Raw genomic sequence first — 17,537 nt, forward strand, 5'->3', positions numbered from 1 at the left:
AGAATTTTTGAGTTGTTTTAAAAATAATTTATCGGTTGATACTAGCTGGAGTTGTAGGTAAATCATTATCATTTAGGATACTATCTGCCCTTATCAGTAAATTATTCCTTCATAAAAAGAGTAATAAATCATGGAACATGAACAGCACCTAGCCTTACTTGGCGCTATAGCTCAAGGCGATAAAAAGGCGTTTTCAGCGCTTTACCAAACCACCAGTAAACAGCTTTATGCGGTTAGTTTGAAAATGTTAGCCCGCAAAGAATTAGCCGAAGAAGCGTTGCAAGAAGCTTATGTGCGTATTTGGCATAACGCATCAGAATACCGAGTGGGTAAGGGCACAGTGTTGACTTGGATGATTAGCATAGTACGTTATCGGGCGTTAGATATTTTGCGCTATAACAAAATTAGAAAAGAAGATGAATTAATCGAGAAAGACAGCTTTGATCTTGATACGCCCGAGCAAATAAATGATGCAGAACAATTGTTACTAGATAAATGCTTACAAAAGCTCGATCTGCAGCAACGCCAGGCTATTTATTTGGCCTACTTCAATGGCTGCTCCCATCAGGAGGTGGTTAAACACCTAAATAACCCTCTGGGCACGGTTAAAAGCTGGATAAGACGTGGTCTTACAAGCTTGCAAAGTTGTTTAACCTCATGAATTATTTATCTGAAAACCTCAAAAATGCTTTGGCTGCAGAATATGTATTAGGCACTTTGCGCGGACCTGCCCGTCAGCGCTTTCAAAAATTAATGATGCAACATTCGCCGATCAGCGAGGCAACCCATACTTGGGAGCAGCACCTAAATGGCTTAGGAGAAAAAATTCCGCCAGTGACACCTGATGTGTCAGTTTGGCCGCGCATCGAACAGCAGCTAGGGTTTGTTACCGAGCCAGCAAAAAATAATCTGGTATCAATAACTAAGGCCAAGCCAAGAATTTGGCAAAGCATCGCGGGTTTAGCGTCAGCGGCTGCCTTGGTGCTAGCGGTGTTATTAGTCAATGTTGCACCCATATCAGCGCCGGATGCTCAACAACTCGCTTTGGTGAATAATGAACAAACTGAATTGTTATGGGCACTAGAAATTGGCACAGAAACTATTGATATTCAAGCGACTAAAACCTTAGCGGCGCAAACCAATGCTGATTATCAATTATGGATAGTGCCAGCAGATGGTAGAGCGCCTATCTCTTTAGGCTTATTACCTAAAACAGGTAAGTTGACCTTAAGTAAACCTCAGTTGTTTGATGAAATTGAAATTGCTGCTTTGGCGGTGAGTTTAGAGCCTCTAGGTGGCTCGCCTAATGGCTCACCCACTACCGTGCTATATACCTCTAAACTGGTTACGCTTTAGTTTATTAGTGAGCTCTAATGAGCTGTATCCTTACGACATGATCTGTCCTAAATAAGATGAAAAGCGAAACGTAAGTTTCGCTTTTTTTTACTCTTTTTTTTACAGCCTGAAATAAATTTACACATTAGCGGTCTGTTATTAATGTGTTGGATAAATCGTCAATCATTAAAAAATATTGAGCGGGATTACGGCATAAGTTTAACCAGCTAGTACAAGCTGCGTAAGCTGCATAAGTTGAAAGCTAACCTAGTTGACAAAAGCACAAATGCATATAGTGTCATTGTGAGCTAGCCTTAACTCAGTTTGTGTTAGCTAATTAAGTTTTATAAGTTGAATGAAAAAACAATCAATAAAAAAGCACAAATGTACAACAGCATAGAGGTGTTGCGGTAAATAAGAGCGGTATATAAGTTATGACACGTTTTAATATGGCAGATAAATATGACTTATTAGTGTGTTTAAACTGATTAATCGCTTGGAAAATAATTAATTTAAAAAAAGATTACTTTCTTTGCATCCAATGCTTAATCTCAATCGTTTAACTATATGAACTCTAAAAAAAGTACCATTAAGAATCATAAAATTAAAAGGAAACGTCATGAAAAAATATAAATTAACACTTATTGCCTCGGTAATTATGAGTGCGACCTTGTCTCAAGCTGTTACAGCATCAAGTCATCGTGAAGCACCTAATGTCACGCGTATGCCAACAATAGATTCAACAGATTTTTATTCATTCAATAGTTACGAAGCAGGGCGTGGCGATTACGTCACCCTAATTGCGAATTACATCCCTTTACAAGATGCTTACGGTGGACCTAACTATTTCGCGATGGACCCTGCCGCGTCTTATGACATCCATATCGACAGCGACGGCGATGCCGTTGAAGATATCACTTTTAGTTTTAATTTCAGTCAGATGCTAGGTAACGACAATGCTGGTATTGCCTTGATGGTAGGCCCAGAAGGTGAACAAAAATCAGTTGGTGTACCACTGAAAAATATAGGTAAGATCACTGCAGATAATCAAGCTGCAGCTAATTTTTCTGAAAAGTACACAGTTAAAATGACTTCAGGCCCTATGCGCACCGGCACTACTGCCGATGTTACTAATATGGACACTGGTGGCACAAGTTTTCGTAAGCCACTAGATTATATTGGTACTAAATCATTTGGCAGCGCTGCAGAGTATAAAACTTATGCTGATAGCTTTGTTTACTCAGCAGCCATCCCAGGATGTGACGTGCCAGCGAAAGTCTTTGTTGGTCAGCGTAAAGACGCATTTACTGTCAACTTGGGTAAGGTTTTTGACTTAGTCAACTTTGTTCCTGTTGAAGGTGACAGTGTTCGTGGTAATGGCGATGGAGAAGGCTTTCCAGACGGTATTACTCAGTCATCGATGAATGATGATTTAGCTGATAAAAACGTCACCAGTATTGCTATCGAAGTACCAACAGCTTGTTTAATTGGCGAAGGTAATGGCGTAATTGGTAGTTGGACTAGCGCAAGTTTGCCACAAGCAAGAATTTTGAATCCGAATGCTAGTTTCGATAACGCCGAAGTTAATGGCGGTGCAATGACTCAGGTTTCACGTTTGGGTTCACCGCTAGTAAATGAGTTGGTGATAGGTTTAGCAGATAAAGATAAGTTCTCTAGTTCACATCCAAGTAATGATGGCCAGTTTATCGATTATGTCACACATCCAACATTACCTGAATTACTGAATATTCTGTTTAAAGATGCGGTAAACACTAGACTTGGCACTGATTTAGAAACGCTAGCACCAACCAACTTCCCGCGAACTGATTTAATTGCGGCATTTTTGACTGGCTTTGAAAATGTTAACCAGCAATCAATTGTTACAGGTTCTGAAATGTTGCGCTTAAATACTGGTATTCCGGCTAAGCCAGCTAGCGAGCAATCTGCATTTGGCGTAGCTGGAAATGATTTAGCTGGCTTTCCAAATGGTCGTCGCCCAGGTGATGATGTAGTAGATATTGCACTTCGTGTAGTGATGGGTGCCTTGTGTCATGACATTCCAGTGAATGGCGAGCCGACAAACTTAGGCTTCTGTATGCCAGAAGATGCTAGTGTTGGTAATGCACCGTTTACCGATGGCGCACCTAGCGATGCATCTATGACAGGTACTAGCTTTCCATATTTGGCTATGCCGTTACCAGGTTCTAAATCTGAATAAGGAGCATTTTAATGCAATATAATAAACGAAACACAGCTTCGGCTATTATCGCAGTACCGAAACTTAAGGTGATAGCGTTGAGTTTAGCGACCACTCTGGTACTTGCAGGCTGTAATGATGGTTATAAAGAGCCAAGCGCACCAGCCAATGTGGCACCTACTACGATAACGGTAGATTTGATTACTCAAACAGAAACGCCGATTACCGATATGTTAAGTGCAACTGACGCAGATGGCGACGCTTTAAGCTTTAGTCTTGATCAACAGGCAACGTTAGGTGTGGTTACTGTTAGCGGCAATGGTGGTTTTACTTACCAACCTAATAACGAAGTAACGGGTAGTGATAGTTTTACTTTTTCAGTTACTGACGGCGTAAACGCTGCGGTTACTGGTACGGTCAACATTACTATTGAAGCGCTAACAGTATCTTTTAATAGCACCAGTCGTGCAGCTTTTAATCAACAACCAAATGATGAACCTTTGGCCGTAAATGGTCGTGCGTTTATGCAAGATGTTGAAGATCCAACAGCATATGACGATTTGCTGCCGCAGTAAAATCGAGCTTGACTGCGCCAAGGAAGGCGCCTTTTTATGGATAATAATATGCCAATACTAATTCACTTGCGACGTTACATCAGCTACTTGTTAGTATTGGTTTTTATAACCACCGCTACCCCCTTATATTCAGCAAGCTATGTCCCCCAATCAGACCAAAGTATCGTTGCCAGTTGGACGGTGCCGAAACCCGCAGAACAACCTAAAGTATTTATCGCGCAACTTATCAGTGACGCGAGTAAACCAGGTTTAGCCAGTCGCTATTATGGCCGTGCTAGCGCATTACTTAAGCCCTTACTGTTAGCAGCACCTAATGATTTAGAGTTACAATTTTATTCAGCAACAGTATTGCAGCACTATCATGAGTTTGAGCAGGCACAAAAACTGCTTTCTGAAATACTTCAGCTTCAGCCTGATCATGTCGCCGCTTGGCTAATGAAAGCCAATATTCATATGGTTCAAGGTGATTTAGTTGCGGCTAAACGAGCCTGTTTACAAGTGTTGGGGCAGGGCAGTCTTTTGCTAAGCACAGCCTGTGTACTTGAAGTTAATGCTGAACAAGGACAAGTTGCCCAGAGCTATCAGCAACTACAACGCGTAGTTAATATGGCGGGTGATATTCCACGTGAACAGCATGTATGGCTTAAACAAATTTTGGCTGATCTTGCCCAACGCCAGCAGTTACCAGAGCAAGCAATTCAGCATTTGTCAGGTTTTCCTTTAGCACAAGCGCCGGTGAGTTATTTGGCGCTATGGGCTGATATTCATTTGGCGCAACAACAAGCTAACCTTGTATTAGATAAGTTAGGGCCGATTGTCATGGCCAGTGACAGTTTTGATGATGCATTATTATTGCGTTTAGCCTTGGCAGAGCAAGCCATTAACTCAGTTAGTAAATCAGCTGAAAAAGTGTGGCAGCAGCGATTAACTCAGCGTATTGAAATACGCTTAAAGCGCAATGATACAGCCCATGCCGCTGATATTGCCCGTTATTACTTAGACATCGCCCCCGAACCGCTTAAAGCTTTGCACTGGGCAAAAATAAATTGGCAACAAGCTAAATTAGGCCCAGATAAACGTTTACTCGAACGCGCACTGGCAATACAAAATTCTTCTAAAAGTACGACGTAGGCATCAGCTATAAACATTAGCGCCATAAACATTATCTCCATTAAGCAATAACAGTAGTGAGAAAAGATATGCAACAGTGGTTAAAAATAGGCTTAATCGGACTGTCGTTATTATGGGCGAATACCGTGGCAGCGCATCAATTGAGTACTAGTTATATTATTGCTGAAATTGACGATACGGGTCGCATTAATGGCGAATGGCAATTGAGCTTAGCTGATTTAGAACTAGCGGTGGGTTTAGACCTCAATGCTAATGGTCAGTTAACGTGGGGAGAAGTCAAAAGTCGCCAAACTGAGATCGCTAGTTACTTAGCAGAAAATTTATTACTTAACCGTGACAAGCTTACATGTAACCTGCGTTTTGACCTTGTAGAGCGTTTGCAAGATCATGCTAACGAGGCTTTTGCTGTGACTGACTTCTCAGGGCAATGTGCTATTAGTGGGTCATTAAATGTAAAATACAGTGCGATATTTGCCTTAGATAGTAGCCATGAAATGGTGCTAAACATTGGTGATGGCAGCAATATGCACAGTTTTGTCTTGGATGATAACACCAGAGAAATAGCGATAGATTTACGTGAGGGGAGTTGGCTGACCACCTTTAAGCAGTTTGTGTATCAAGGCATTATCCATATTTGGATCGGCATTGATCATATTCTGTTCTTGTTAGCACTACTGTTGCCGGCGGTATTACAACGTAAAAACAAGCAGTGGCAAGCAATTTCCAGTGTTAACGTTATTTTAACCAATACCGTGTGGATTATCAGCGCATTTACTTTGGCCCATTCGCTGACATTAACTGCAACAGCTTTAGGCTGGTTAAGCCCAAGTAGTCGTTGGGTGGAACTAGGCATTGCCTTATCGGTTTTATTCGCTGCATTAAATAATATTTGGCCTCTAGTACTACGTTTAGCTTGGCTAACCTTTGCTTTTGGCTTGTTACACGGTATGGGCTTTGCTGGCGTATTAGGCGAATTAGGTTTACCTGCTGATCAACAATTGCTGAGTATATTAGCTTTTAATCTTGGTGTGGAAATTGGCCAGTTAGCTATATTAGCTATCCTACTACCGGTATTAATTTTACTGCGCAAGAGCAAATTCTATAGCAAAGGCGTGATGCCGCTAGGTTCTTTATTCATTGCATTGATGGCGGTGCAATGGAGTATTGAGCGTTGGTAAGTTAGGCTTGATTACAGCTATAGAGGTGTTATACCAATTACATTAAGTTTGTGATCTTGTTGCGCGCAGGAAAAATAACTCAAGGTAAGGCGCTCGATTGAGCAATAGCTGGCTATTGGGATTGAGAGCAACACAGCCTTGAGCTATTTTAACTAGTACAAGTGAGTAATAACTTAATGGGATTGGTATTTTAACTAGTACAAGTGAGCAATAACTTAATGGGATTGGTATTAGCTTGATGCTAGTTTAAGTGTCACTAAGTGAGCAATAAATTAAGTTACTATTTTATATATAGGCCGTTGTTCTTAAAAATAAAAAGCCCTAGTTAAGTTAATAACTAGGGCTTTTTATTGGTTATTTTTTCTGTGCTTTAAGACTGCGCTTTACGAAATTTCTCGCAGGCTACTTCGTCTTCACATTCACCGTACAAGTATAAACTGTGATTGGTCAGTTTTACTTTATGCAACTTAGCAACATCCTCTTGACGCTGCTCGATTACATCGTCTTCAAATTCAATCACTTTACCGCAATTTAAACACACTAAATGATCATGGTGTTTTTTATGACTTAGCTCAAATACTGATTTCCCGCCTTCAAAATGATGACGAGTGACAATACCGGCATCATCAAATTGATTTAATACGCGATATACTGTCGCCAAACCAATTTCTTCATTTTGCTCAAGCAAAAGTTTGTATACGTCTTCAGCACTGATGTGCTGGTTATTGGGATTTTGTAAAATGGCCAAAATTTTAATGCGTGGCAGAGTAATTTTTAGTCCAGCTCTTTTTAATTCTTCATTTTGTTCAGGCATTAATTTTAGTCTCTACATCTGCTTTAAATATATAGAAAATTATAGGGGGTTATGAGCTTGGTTGAAAGGGCTAGTTGTAAATGATTATCAAATTTGTTGGTTTTATTAGCTTAAAACGTCATAATGCTCTGCTGGTCTGATGAGTATGATATTCTAAACCTTATGGGTTATATGAGTACTCACGTTTTTATACTGCCTTTGAGGAAATTATATGTTTAAAAAAGCTTGGCAAATGAAATTATTATTAAATATTTGGCCGCCATTTTTATTTACTGGCATTCGCGTTGTTGATGTTTCTGAAGATTTTCGTAAAGCCAAAGTGCGTTTAAAGTTAAACATATTCAACCAAAATGCGGTTGGTGTACATTTTGGTGGTTCGTTATATGCAATGACAGATCCCTTTTGCATGTTATTGGTGATGGCGCGATTAGGAAAAGATTATATCGTTTGGGATAAGTCAGCAGACATCGACTATATTAAACCCGGCAAGGGCACAGTAACCGCAGAATTTATCATCACCGATGCTTTAATTGCAGATATTTTGACCCAGACCGCGCAAGGCGAGAAATATCTACCTGAAATTCCGGTTTACGTTAAAGACGCGCAAGGCGAAATTGTCGCTAAGCTGAATAGAAAGTTATATATTCGCAGAAAAAAATCAGCATAATAGTTGTAATAAAGTGACTAATACCAATCAAACTAACTAAGTGATCTTTTTAAATGGTCTAAATATCCAATAACATCGTTGCTTTCAATCCCAATAGCCAGCTATTGCTCAATCAAGCGCCTTGTTCTTGAAAATTTACCCTCATTAAAATTTGCACCATTAATTAATTTGATTGGTATAATATCAATTTGATTATTTAAGTGCTCACCTTTTTCATCAGGAAAAATAGATAAATACAAGGCATAAAATTTAGTCAGTAGTTATTCACCTTATAGATTTTATAACGCTGTAGTTATTCATTTTAACCTTTAAAAATGAGCAGGTAATTAATCAACTTGGTATAATAATAGGGCTAAAACCTTAATCATCCAGGCTAAAAGTTAGCTAAGCCATGGTGTGAGCTTTATTTTGCTTATTAGATAAAAAATGGGAACACATGGATTAATGTGTTCCCGTTAGAGTAGTTAATTACTGTGCAGTTGATGCACTATACTTGATGACTGATGACTGATGACTGATGACTGATGACTTATGAGTCACCAGTTGATAAGTCTAACATGCTCTTTTTTAACCTTTCTAAATCAATCGCGTTTGAACGTACCGTAAGCTTAATATGACTGTATTCATATTCCTCTTTAACCACACTCATATTTGAACGAATTTCACCAATAATACCCTTAGCGGTATACGGGATAATAATTTCGTCTTCAATCATCTCATCCTGTGCAACGCCAACAATATATTTATGCAATTTACTGACATCAGCTGGATTACGTGTTGAAGTCATCATAGCATCAGGAAATTCTTCCATCAGCGCCTGTTGTTGCTCAGTGCTCAGTTGATCTGATTTGTTTAGTACCAACAATTTTTTACTGTCCGCAACACCGACTTCTGCCAATACTTCGTGCACGACATCGAGTTGCGCACGAAACGAAGGATCGGCAGCATCAACTACATATAACAATAATGATGCATCATGGGCTTCTGCTAAAGTGGAATGAAATGAGGCGACTAAGTCGTGCGGTAATTTTTTAATAAAACCGACGGTATCTGACACTAATATTCGCGGTTGAGTGATAGGGAATAAAGCACGAACCGTAGTATCAAGCGTGGCAAAAAGTTTATTTTCACCTTCGACATCACTACCGGTAATCGCTCGCATCATTGATGATTTGCCCGCGTTGGTATAGCCCACCAAAGCGACACAAAAAAGCTCAGAACGTTGGCTACGTCGGCCTTTCATTTCGTCTTGAACACTGACTAACTCGCGCTTGAGTTCAGCAAGTTGGTCACGTACTGCACGACGGTTTAACTCTAATGTAGTTTCGCCAGCGCCTTTACCCATTTGACGCTCTTTATCGCCAGTTGATGTTTCACGAAGGCGCGGTGCGACATAATTAAGCCGAGCAATTTCAACTTGTAATTTTGCTGTTTTGGTCCGAGCATGGCGACTAAATATTTCAATAATAATGCCAGTACGGTCAAACACCTCTACGCCTAATTGATTCTCGACATTACGTAGCTGAGATGGACTTAAATCACAATCAAATACCACCACATCAGCACAGGCAAACGGTAGGTTATCCGATGGGACATCTACAGGGTTAAGGGTAAATTCGGTTTCATCCTCTTCTTCTTCTAAGCCTTCAACTACGCCCTTGTTACCGGTGAGCTGCGCTATTTCAGCCAGTTTTCCTAAACCGAGTACATTCACTTTTTGGGTTGAATTCAGCTTTTGCGATTGCGTGCCGACCACTTTAAAGCCTAAGGTAGTGACTAAACGGGCCAGTTCTGCAAGTGACTCGGTTGCTTCATCACCTTTAAACTGTGGTGTGCAAATAGAAATAAGTAACGCGTTAGTCAGTGATGCTTTTGCTGTTAGTTGCATAATTATTTATGTTAGTGCACCGGAAGTGCAAACCTAATTTTATATCTAAAGTTATGTCATCCTACGCTGTTATAGGTAAGCTTTATAGAGCAATTGCAGACTAAATTTTTGTTAGTGAAAAATTGTTGATATATTGAGGTATCAAGTAACTCATTAAAAAATATTTAGGCCATCATGCCATAAGGCGAAGGGAAGCAAGAGTTTTATGATGGGTTCTTTTTAGCCGGTTTTACCTTATGAAGACGAGTACGAAGCCATTATCAGGCCAACAACCGGTTGATCAGTCGTTAATGCTATTATAAATCATATAGTTATAGGTTTTGGTTGTTGAGGTTTTTAGTTGATTTTGAGCTGATTGCAAGCAAAGTGAGCTATTTTATGATCGAATAAAACGCTTTATGCTTAGCAGTGTTTTTATTAAAAATAATTAAGCAATAAAGTCTGTTACTTTCTTTTTGCTCATTTATATGCAGGTATCGAGCGATTAACCTTTTAAACTTTGCTTTGGTGAAAATATTTCAACTCGATTTCGACCTTTATCTTTTGCCTTATAAAGTGCTTGATCAGCATTATTAGTCAGTTGTTCGATGTTTAATTCATTATTATTGTAATAATGAATTAAACTATTCCACCACTTTTATGTTTACCATCTTAAGAATAGCTAACAACTAGATCTCACTTTCCTCCGAAAATTACCGACCTGTCAACAAATCTTTGGTCAATCTTATTTCGCTAGCACATGCTCAGAAGTCATCAAGAAAGGCCAATATCTCGAATATAAAAATCACTTTAACCCGATCATATATACTTTTGACCATATTTTTTAAGTGGTCGTTCAGTACCTATTAGCTTCTGTGGTCAAGGACTTTTTTTTGTATAAGTATGATAGTTTTATGATGAATAATAAAACAGGTATTTGAAAAACATCACTTAAATAAGCACAGTAAAGTATTAGTCACAATTAATGGTGACTTTTAATTAGATAAAAATTTTATTGCTATATGAAATATCTTATTACATTATGGAACAATATATTACATTATGTAATGTGTTGTTATATAAATGCAAAGTGATTTTAAATCAATTCTTTACCAGTCTGTCGAATGACTCATGGAAATTTTATGAACCTAATACTATTAGAATCACCTAGCAGCAGTAAAACGTTTGAGCTTCAAGCTAGTGGTTTTGGCAGCTTAATGTTGACGGCAGAATTCGAAATATATTCCCCATCGCTTATGCCCACTTTTTATGGAGTAATTATGGTTATTTCATCATGAGCAAGGTAAAGTCATCTGCTGCAAATTTTCGGTCACAAATAAACAATAATGCCTACACACGTAGTTTGATTGAAGCTAGCCTCGACCCACTGGTTATGATTAGCCCAGACGGCAAGATCACTGACGTCAACGAAGCCACTATCAAAGTTACTGGTGTGGGGCGCGATGATCTCATTGGTACTGATTTTTCCAGTTACTTTACTGAATCCGAGCAGGCGCGCGAAGGTTACCAGCAGGTGTTTGCTAAAGGTTTTGTTACTGATTACCCACTGACCATCCGCCACCAAGATGGCTATCTGGTCGATGTACTCTACAACGCCTCAGTGTATAAAGATGTCAATGGTGAGGTGCTAGGTGTGTTTGCTGCTGCTCGCGATGTCACTGAATCAAGACGCGTCGCACACGATTTTGAAGAAACCAAAAATCTGCTTGACAATATTCTGCAGAGTTCTAGTAAATATTCTATTATTGGAAAGGATCTTAATCATCATGTCCTATCGTGGAACGAAGGCGCAGTGCGTAACTATGGCTACAGCGCTGACGAAGTCCTCGGTAAGAACTCAGAAATTCTTCACGTTCAAGAAGACATTGAATCAGGTGTTGTTAAAAAACTGCTGAAAACTGCTTACGACAAAGGTATGGCTGAAGGTGAGTTTTTACGTATTCGCAAAGATGGTAGCCAATTTGTTGCAAATGTCGTCGTCACACGGCGCAATGATATCGCAGGTAAGCCGGTTGGCTATCTGCTGATGAGTAATGATATTACAGAGAAAAAGCTTGCCGAAGAGCATGCCCGTGCTTCATCTCAGTACGCCCGTAGCCTAATCGAGGCTAGCCTCGACCCCTTAGTCACCATTAGCCCCAACGGCAAGATCACCGATGTCAACGAAGCGACCGCTAAAGTCACCGGCGTAGCGCGCGATGATCTCATTGGCACCGATTTTTCTAATTACTTTACCCAGCCCGACCAGGCCCAGGAAGGTTACTTACAAGTGTTCGCCCAAGGCTTCGTGACTGATTACCCGCTGACCATCCGCAATAAGGATGGCCGTCTGGTCGATGTGCTCTACAACGCCTCGGTGTATAAAGATATCAATGGTGAGGTGCTTGGTGTTTTTGCCGCTGCCCGCGATGTTACTGAGCAGAAGCAAACATCTCAATACGCCCGCAGTCTAATCGAGGCAAGTCTCGACCCTTTAGTCACCATTAGCCCAGAAGGCAAAATTACCGACGTGAACGAAGCGACCGCCAAAGTTACCGGCGTAGCGCGCGATGAGCTCATTGGCACCGATTTTTCCAATTACTTTACTGAGCCCGATCAGGCCCGTGAAGGTTATCAGCAAGTGTTCGCCAAGGGCTTTGTTACTGATTACCCGCTAACTATTCGCCACAAAGACAGTCGTCTCATCGACGTACTCTACAACGCCTCGGTCTATAAAGATGTTAATGGCGAGGTGCTAGGTGTGTTTGCCTCCGCGCGTGATGTTACCGAGCAGAAGCAAACCTCTCAATACGCCCGTAGTCTAATCGAGGCAAGTCTCGACCCCTTGGTCACCATTAGCCCAGCAGGTAAAATTACCGACGTTAACGAAGCGACCGCGAAAGTTACTGGCGTAGAGCGTGATGAGCTCATTGGCACCGATTTTTCCAATTACTTTACCCAGCCTGATCAGGCCCGTGAAGGTTACCAGCAAGTGTTCGCCAACGGCTTTGTTACTGATTATCCACTGACTATTCGCCACAAAGACAACAGACTTATTGACGTACTCTATAACGCCTCGGTCTATAAAGATGTTAATGGCGAGGTGCTAGGTGTCTTTGCCTCTGCGCGTGATGTTACCGAGCAGAAGCAAACCTCTCAATACGCCCGTAGTCTGATCGAGGCTAGCCTCGATCCCTTGGTCACCATTAGCCCCGCAGGTAAAATCACCGACGTCAATGAAGCCACTGCCAAAGTTACCGGTGTGGAGCGCGATGATCTCATTGGTACCGACTTTTCCAATTACTTCACTGAACCCGACCAGGCTCGTGAAGGTTACTTACAAGTGTTCGCTAAAGGCTTTGTTACCGATTACCCACTAACTATTCGCCACCAAGATGGCCGCCTGGTCGATGTGCTCTACAACGCCTCAGTTTATAAAGATGTCAATGGCGAAGTGCTCGGTGTCTTTGCCTCCGCACGCGATGTCACCGAGCAGAAGCATGCTTCACAATATGCTCGTAGTTTAATTGAAGCTAGCCTAGATCCCTTAGTTACCATTAGCCCCGAAGGCAAGATTACCGATGTCAACGAAGCCACCGCTAAGGTCACCGGCCTAGAACGTGATGATCTCATTGGCACTGATTTTTCCAATTACTTTACACAGCCTGATCAGGCACGCGAAGGTTACCAGCAGGTGTTTGCTAAAGGCTTCGTTACCGACTATCCACTGACTATTCGTCATCAAGATGGCCATTTGGTTGATGTGCTTTATAACGCCTCAGTCTATAAAGATGCTAATGGCAAGGTGCTAGGCGTTTTCGCCTCCGCGCGCGATGTCACCGAGCAGAAGCAAACCTCTCAATACGCTCGTAGTCTGATCGAGGCTAGCCTCGATCCTTTAGTCACGATTAGCCCCGAAGGTAAAATCACTGACGTCAACGAAGCAACGGCTAAGGTTACCGGCCTAGAGCGTGATGACCTAATCGGTACCGATTTCTCCAATTATTTTACCGAACAGGACCAGGCCCGAGAAGGTTACCAGAAGGTCTTTGCCCAAGGCTTTGTTACCGACTACCCGTTGACTATTCATCATAAAGATGGTCGTTTGATTGATGTGCTTTATAACGCTTCGGTCTATAAAGATGTTAATGGCGAGGTGCTTGGTGTGTTCGCCTCTGCGCGTGATGTCACTGAGCAAAAACAGGCTTCACAATACGCCCGCAGCCTAATCGAGGCTAGCCTTGACCCCTTGGTCACCATTAGCCCAGAAGGTAAAATCACTGACGTCAATGAAGCGACTGCCAAGGTTACCGGCCTAGAACGCGATGACCTTATTGGTACTGATTTTTCTAATTACTTTACCCAGCCTGACCAAGCCCAGAAAGGCTACCAACAGGTATTCGCCCAAGGCTTTGTTACCGATTATCCGCTGACTATTCGCCACAAAGAGGGTCGTCTAGTTGACGTGCTATACAACGCCTCAGTGTATAAAGATGTTAATGGTAAGGTGCTGGGGGTGTTCGCCTCTGCGCGTGATGTCACCGAGCAAAAGCAAACCTCTCAATACGCCCGTAGTTTAATCGAGGCAAGTTTAGATCCCTTGGTCACCATCAGCCCAGAAGGCAAGATCACTGACGTTAACGAAGCCACCGCCAAAGTTACCGGCGTGGAGCGTGATGATCTTATCGGTACCGATTTCTCTAATTACTTTACCCAGCCCGAACAGGCCCGTGAAGGTTATCAGCAGGTTTTTGCCAAAGGCTTTGTTACCGATTACTCACTCACTATTCGCCACAAAGATGGCCATCTGGTCGAGGTACTTTATAACGCCTCGGTTTATAAAGATGCCAATGGCAACGTGCTCGGCGTATTCGCTGCTGCGCGTGACGTTACCGAACAAAAGCAAGCTGAGGCCGAAATTGTCGAGCAATCGAAAATTCTCGAACGCCAAAACTGGATTGGCGAAGGTCAGCGCATGCTGAGTGAGCGTATGCAGGGTGAACAAAATGTTGGCAAACTGTCGAATGATATCATTACCTGTCTTGCCGAACGGATCGGTGCACAAGTCGGTGCGCTGTTTCTGCTTAAGGACAATTCGCTGAAATTGAGTGGACGATTTGCTTATCGCAGTCACCCTGGCGTGCCAGATAATTTTTCCCTCGGCGAAGGTCTGGTAGGCCAAGCAGCGGCGGGAGGCAAAGCTATGGTGATGAACGATATACCCGATGATTATCTGTTGGTTGGTTCGTCTTTGGGTCAGATTGTGCCTAAAAGTGTCTTGGCAATGCCGATATTCTTTGAAGACCAAGTAGAGAGTGTCATTGAACTGGCTTCGATGGTGCCCTTGTCAGATCTGCATAAAGAATTTCTCAACAGTACCGCACTGGGCATAGGTATTGCACTGCAGACCGCCCGTTCTAGACAACGACAAAAGGAATTGCTACTGGAAACACAGCGCCAGTCGGATGAACTGCAACAACAACAAAGAGAACTGAAAGTCGCCAACGAAGAACTCGTCGAGCAATCACGACTGGTCAGATTATCTGAAGAAAAACTCAAGAGCCAGCAAGAGGAGCTACAGGTCACCAATGAAGAGTTGGAAGAGAAAAACGAACTATTGCAGCGCCAAAAGCAAGAGGTTGAGCGCGCCCGTAAAGGTGTAGAAGACAAAGCAACAGAGCTGGCTTTGGCCAGTAAGTACAAATCTGAATTCCTTGCCAATATGTCACATGAACTGCGTACGCCACTCAACAGCCTGCTGCTGCTAGCGCAGGGATTAGAGCGAAATAAAGAAGGAAACCTGACCGAAGAGCAAGTGCAATCTGCCCAGATAATCCATGGCAGCGGTGGTGATCTATTAACCTTGATCAACGATATCCTTGACCTGTCAAAGATAGAGGCTGGCAAGATGAGCTTGTCTCCTAGTACGGTTCGCGTGGAAGAACTCGCGTCAAGAGTCCGCTCTTCTTTCGAACATATGGCTATCGACAAAGGCCTGAGCCTAGCACTGATAATAGAAAAGCATACTCCGGTGGAGATTTTCAGCGATCGTACACGCGTCGAACAGGTGATCCGTAACCTGATGTCGAATGCCCTCAAGTTCACTGAACGCGGTAGTGTGGAGATTAGTTTTGGTCAACCTTCAGCCGACACCGATCTATCAAGCAGCGGCCTTGATCCTGAACGTTGTATTGCCATCGCGGTGAAAGACACCGGTATTGGCATCGAGCTCAAGCAACAGATGGTTATTTTTCAAGCCTTCCAGCAAGCTGACGGGTCTACCGCTAGGCAATATGGCGGCACAGGCTTAGGCTTGTCTATTTCGCGTGAACTGGCCAAACTGCTCGGTGGTGAAATTCAACTGGCAAGTGAACTAGGTCAAGGTTCTATATTTACGCTCTATTTACCTTTAGCCGTGGAGGCAACGCAAGACGATCCAAATACTGACATCAAAGAGATTGAAATCCAGCGTACTGAAATTGAGAGTGTCGCAAGTAACATCAAACGTCAGAAAATTCGACACAGCAAAGCTCAGCCAACCAGTTTGGTTGCTAACAAAGACCAGCATATTCACGGCTCAGAAAAAGTTATGCTTATTATTGAGGACGACCCAATATTTGCGAAAATTCTTTATCAAAAATGCCAAGATCAAGGCTTCAGAACGCTAGTAGCACTAACTGGTGAATCTGGCTTGGAAATAGCAAGTTCACATCAGCCAAACGCCATTATTCTCGACATTAAGCTGCCCGGTATTGATGGCTGGAGTGTGCTGGAAAATTTGAAAGGTGACATTAATACTCGTCATATCCCCGTGCACATTGTTTCAGCCGAGGAAGCCGAAATGAAATCACGTGTCAAAGGTGCGATCGGCTATGCCGCTAAGCCGCTTAAACAGGACGATGTTGACTTACTATTTAGTAAATTAAACAAAATTTATACCAACACCAGAAAGCGCGTGTTAGTGGTTGAAGACGACGCAGATGTATTGCAACAAACTATTGCACTAATCGCCTGTGACGACATTGACGTAGATGCGACCAGCACCGGCGCTGAAACTCTGCAAGCCTTGCGTAACCAGCATTATGATTGCATGGTACTAGATTTCAAACTGCCAGATATGGATGGTGATGCCATAGTAAAAATACTGGCAGCAGAGGGCATAAAGCTACCTCCGATCATAGTGTCGACGGCTCGCGACTTAACAAGTGCTGAAGAAGAAACGCTACGCCTGCACGCGCATAGCATCATTGTAAAAGACGTTCGATCTCATGAACGCTTACTTGATGAGGTGTCACTGTTTCTGCATCGGGTGGTGGACGACATGCCAGTGGCTAAACGCAAAATAATCCAGCGCCTAAATGATACTGACGAACTGTTGCGCGACAAAAAAATACTCATCGTCGATGACGATATGCGTACCACCTTTGCGATGTCACGTTTACTCAGTGAACGCGGCATGAAGCCGATTAAGGCTGAGAACGGCAAACGGGCTCTGCAATTGTTGGCGGAACAACCTGACGTCGAACTGGTGCTGATGGACATTATGATGCCTGTGATGGATGGCTACACCACCATGGCGCGAATTCGCAGTCAGGAGCAATTTCTCAAACTACCCATTATCGCGCTTACCGCTAAGGCCATGCCCGAGGATCGAAAAAAATGCATAGTGGCCGGTGCCAGCGATTATTTACCAAAACCTGTGGATGCTGAAAAGTTGATGTCGATGATGCGTGTATGGTTGTATCGATGAATACTATTAATCTTAAGCGAGCT

11 protein-coding genes are annotated in these 17,537 nt (G+C 42.4%); 8 read left to right on the forward strand and 3 right to left on the reverse strand.

Annotated elements, in window-relative coordinates:
- The first annotated feature begins 130 nt into the window (after window positions 1-130).
- From ESZ39_RS03470 to ESZ39_RS03495, 6 genes are all read left to right on the forward strand, one after another.
- Window positions 131-661: a sigma-70 family RNA polymerase sigma factor gene (locus ESZ39_RS03470; protein WP_146878407.1), complete on the forward strand. Its 531-nt coding sequence runs from the start codon at window positions 131-133 to the stop codon at window positions 659-661.
- Complete coding sequence (locus tag ESZ39_RS03475; RefSeq protein ID WP_146878408.1) at window positions 658-1,356, forward strand: anti-sigma factor domain-containing protein; 699 nt, start codon at window positions 658-660, stop codon at window positions 1,354-1,356. The genes ESZ39_RS03470 and ESZ39_RS03475 overlap by 4 nt, the downstream gene beginning before the upstream one ends.
- Before the next feature lie 598 nt (window positions 1,357-1,954).
- The gene (locus ESZ39_RS03480) at window positions 1,955-3,553 is read left to right on the forward strand and encodes a DUF4331 domain-containing protein (protein ID WP_146878409.1); all 1,599 of its coding nucleotides are present in this window, start codon (window positions 1,955-1,957) and stop codon (window positions 3,551-3,553) included.
- Between the two features lie 11 nt (window positions 3,554-3,564).
- A complete protein-coding gene (locus ESZ39_RS03485) occupies window positions 3,565-4,107 on the forward strand; it encodes an Ig-like domain-containing protein (RefSeq protein WP_146878410.1) in 543 nt (180 codons plus the stop codon).
- 36 nt (window positions 4,108-4,143) lie between these two features.
- Window positions 4,144-5,238, forward strand: coding sequence for a tetratricopeptide repeat protein (locus tag ESZ39_RS03490; protein ID WP_223270218.1), 1,095 nt, complete (start codon window positions 4,144-4,146; stop codon window positions 5,236-5,238).
- Window positions 5,239-5,306: 68 nt separating this feature from the next.
- Window positions 5,307-6,416, forward strand: coding sequence for a HupE/UreJ family protein (locus ESZ39_RS03495; protein WP_146878453.1), 1,110 nt, complete (start codon window positions 5,307-5,309; stop codon window positions 6,414-6,416).
- Window positions 6,417-6,786: 370 nt separating this feature from the next.
- Here ESZ39_RS03495 and fur read toward each other — a convergent pair whose 3' ends face one another.
- A complete protein-coding gene (fur, locus tag ESZ39_RS03500) occupies window positions 6,787-7,230 on the reverse strand; it encodes a ferric iron uptake transcriptional regulator (protein ID WP_146878411.1) in 444 nt (147 codons plus the stop codon).
- A 211-nt stretch (window positions 7,231-7,441) separates the two neighbouring features.
- On the opposite strand from fur, the gene ESZ39_RS03505 reads away from it, so the two are divergent.
- Complete coding sequence (locus tag ESZ39_RS03505; protein ID WP_146878412.1) at window positions 7,442-7,897, forward strand: DUF4442 domain-containing protein; 456 nt, start codon at window positions 7,442-7,444, stop codon at window positions 7,895-7,897.
- A 529-nt stretch (window positions 7,898-8,426) separates the two neighbouring features.
- Here the strand turns inward: ESZ39_RS03505 and hflX are convergent.
- Window positions 8,427-9,785 carry a GTPase HflX gene (gene hflX / locus ESZ39_RS03510; protein WP_146878413.1) on the reverse strand — a complete coding sequence of 453 codons (1,359 nt, stop codon included), beginning with the start codon at window positions 9,783-9,785 and terminating at the stop codon, window positions 8,427-8,429.
- Window positions 9,786-10,269: 484 nt separating this feature from the next.
- Complete coding sequence (locus ESZ39_RS18350) at window positions 10,270-10,404, reverse strand: diguanylate cyclase domain-containing protein (protein WP_146878454.1); 135 nt, start codon at window positions 10,402-10,404, stop codon at window positions 10,270-10,272.
- 654 nt (window positions 10,405-11,058) lie between these two features.
- On the opposite strand from ESZ39_RS18350, the gene ESZ39_RS03520 reads away from it, so the two are divergent.
- Window positions 11,059-17,514, forward strand: coding sequence for a PAS domain S-box protein (locus ESZ39_RS03520; protein ID WP_146878414.1), 6,456 nt, complete (start codon window positions 11,059-11,061; stop codon window positions 17,512-17,514).
- The last annotated feature ends 23 nt before the right edge of the window (window positions 17,515-17,537 follow it).

Origin of the sequence: Colwellia sp. C1TZA3 (genome assembly GCF_007954265.1) — a bacterium.
Taxonomy (GTDB): Bacteria; Pseudomonadota; Gammaproteobacteria; order Enterobacterales; family Alteromonadaceae; genus Cognaticolwellia.

What these genes read in the sequence shown, in the direction of transcription:
- ESZ39_RS03520 (WP_146878414.1), top strand. Translation starts at nt 11,059, where the DNA reads ATGAGCAAGGTAAAGTCATCTGCTGCAAATTTTCGGTCACAAATAAAC.
- ESZ39_RS03470 (WP_146878407.1), top strand. Translation starts at nt 131, where the DNA reads ATGGAACATGAACAGCACCTAGCCTTACTTGGCGCTATAGCTCAAGGC.
- ESZ39_RS03475 (WP_146878408.1), top strand. Translation starts at nt 658, where the DNA reads ATGAATTATTTATCTGAAAACCTCAAAAATGCTTTGGCTGCAGAATAT.
- ESZ39_RS03480 (WP_146878409.1), top strand. Translation starts at nt 1,955, where the DNA reads ATGAAAAAATATAAATTAACACTTATTGCCTCGGTAATTATGAGTGCG.
- ESZ39_RS03485 (WP_146878410.1), top strand. Translation starts at nt 3,565, where the DNA reads ATGCAATATAATAAACGAAACACAGCTTCGGCTATTATCGCAGTACCG.
- ESZ39_RS03490 (WP_223270218.1), top strand. Translation starts at nt 4,144, where the DNA reads ATGGATAATAATATGCCAATACTAATTCACTTGCGACGTTACATCAGC.
- ESZ39_RS03505 (WP_146878412.1), top strand. Translation starts at nt 7,442, where the DNA reads ATGTTTAAAAAAGCTTGGCAAATGAAATTATTATTAAATATTTGGCCG.
- ESZ39_RS03495 (WP_146878453.1), top strand. Translation starts at nt 5,307, where the DNA reads ATGCAACAGTGGTTAAAAATAGGCTTAATCGGACTGTCGTTATTATGG.
- hflX (WP_146878413.1), bottom strand. Translation starts at nt 9,785, where the DNA reads ATGCAACTAACAGCAAAAGCATCACTGACTAACGCGTTACTTATTTCT.
- fur (WP_146878411.1), bottom strand. Translation starts at nt 7,230, where the DNA reads ATGCCTGAACAAAATGAAGAATTAAAAAGAGCTGGACTAAAAATTACT.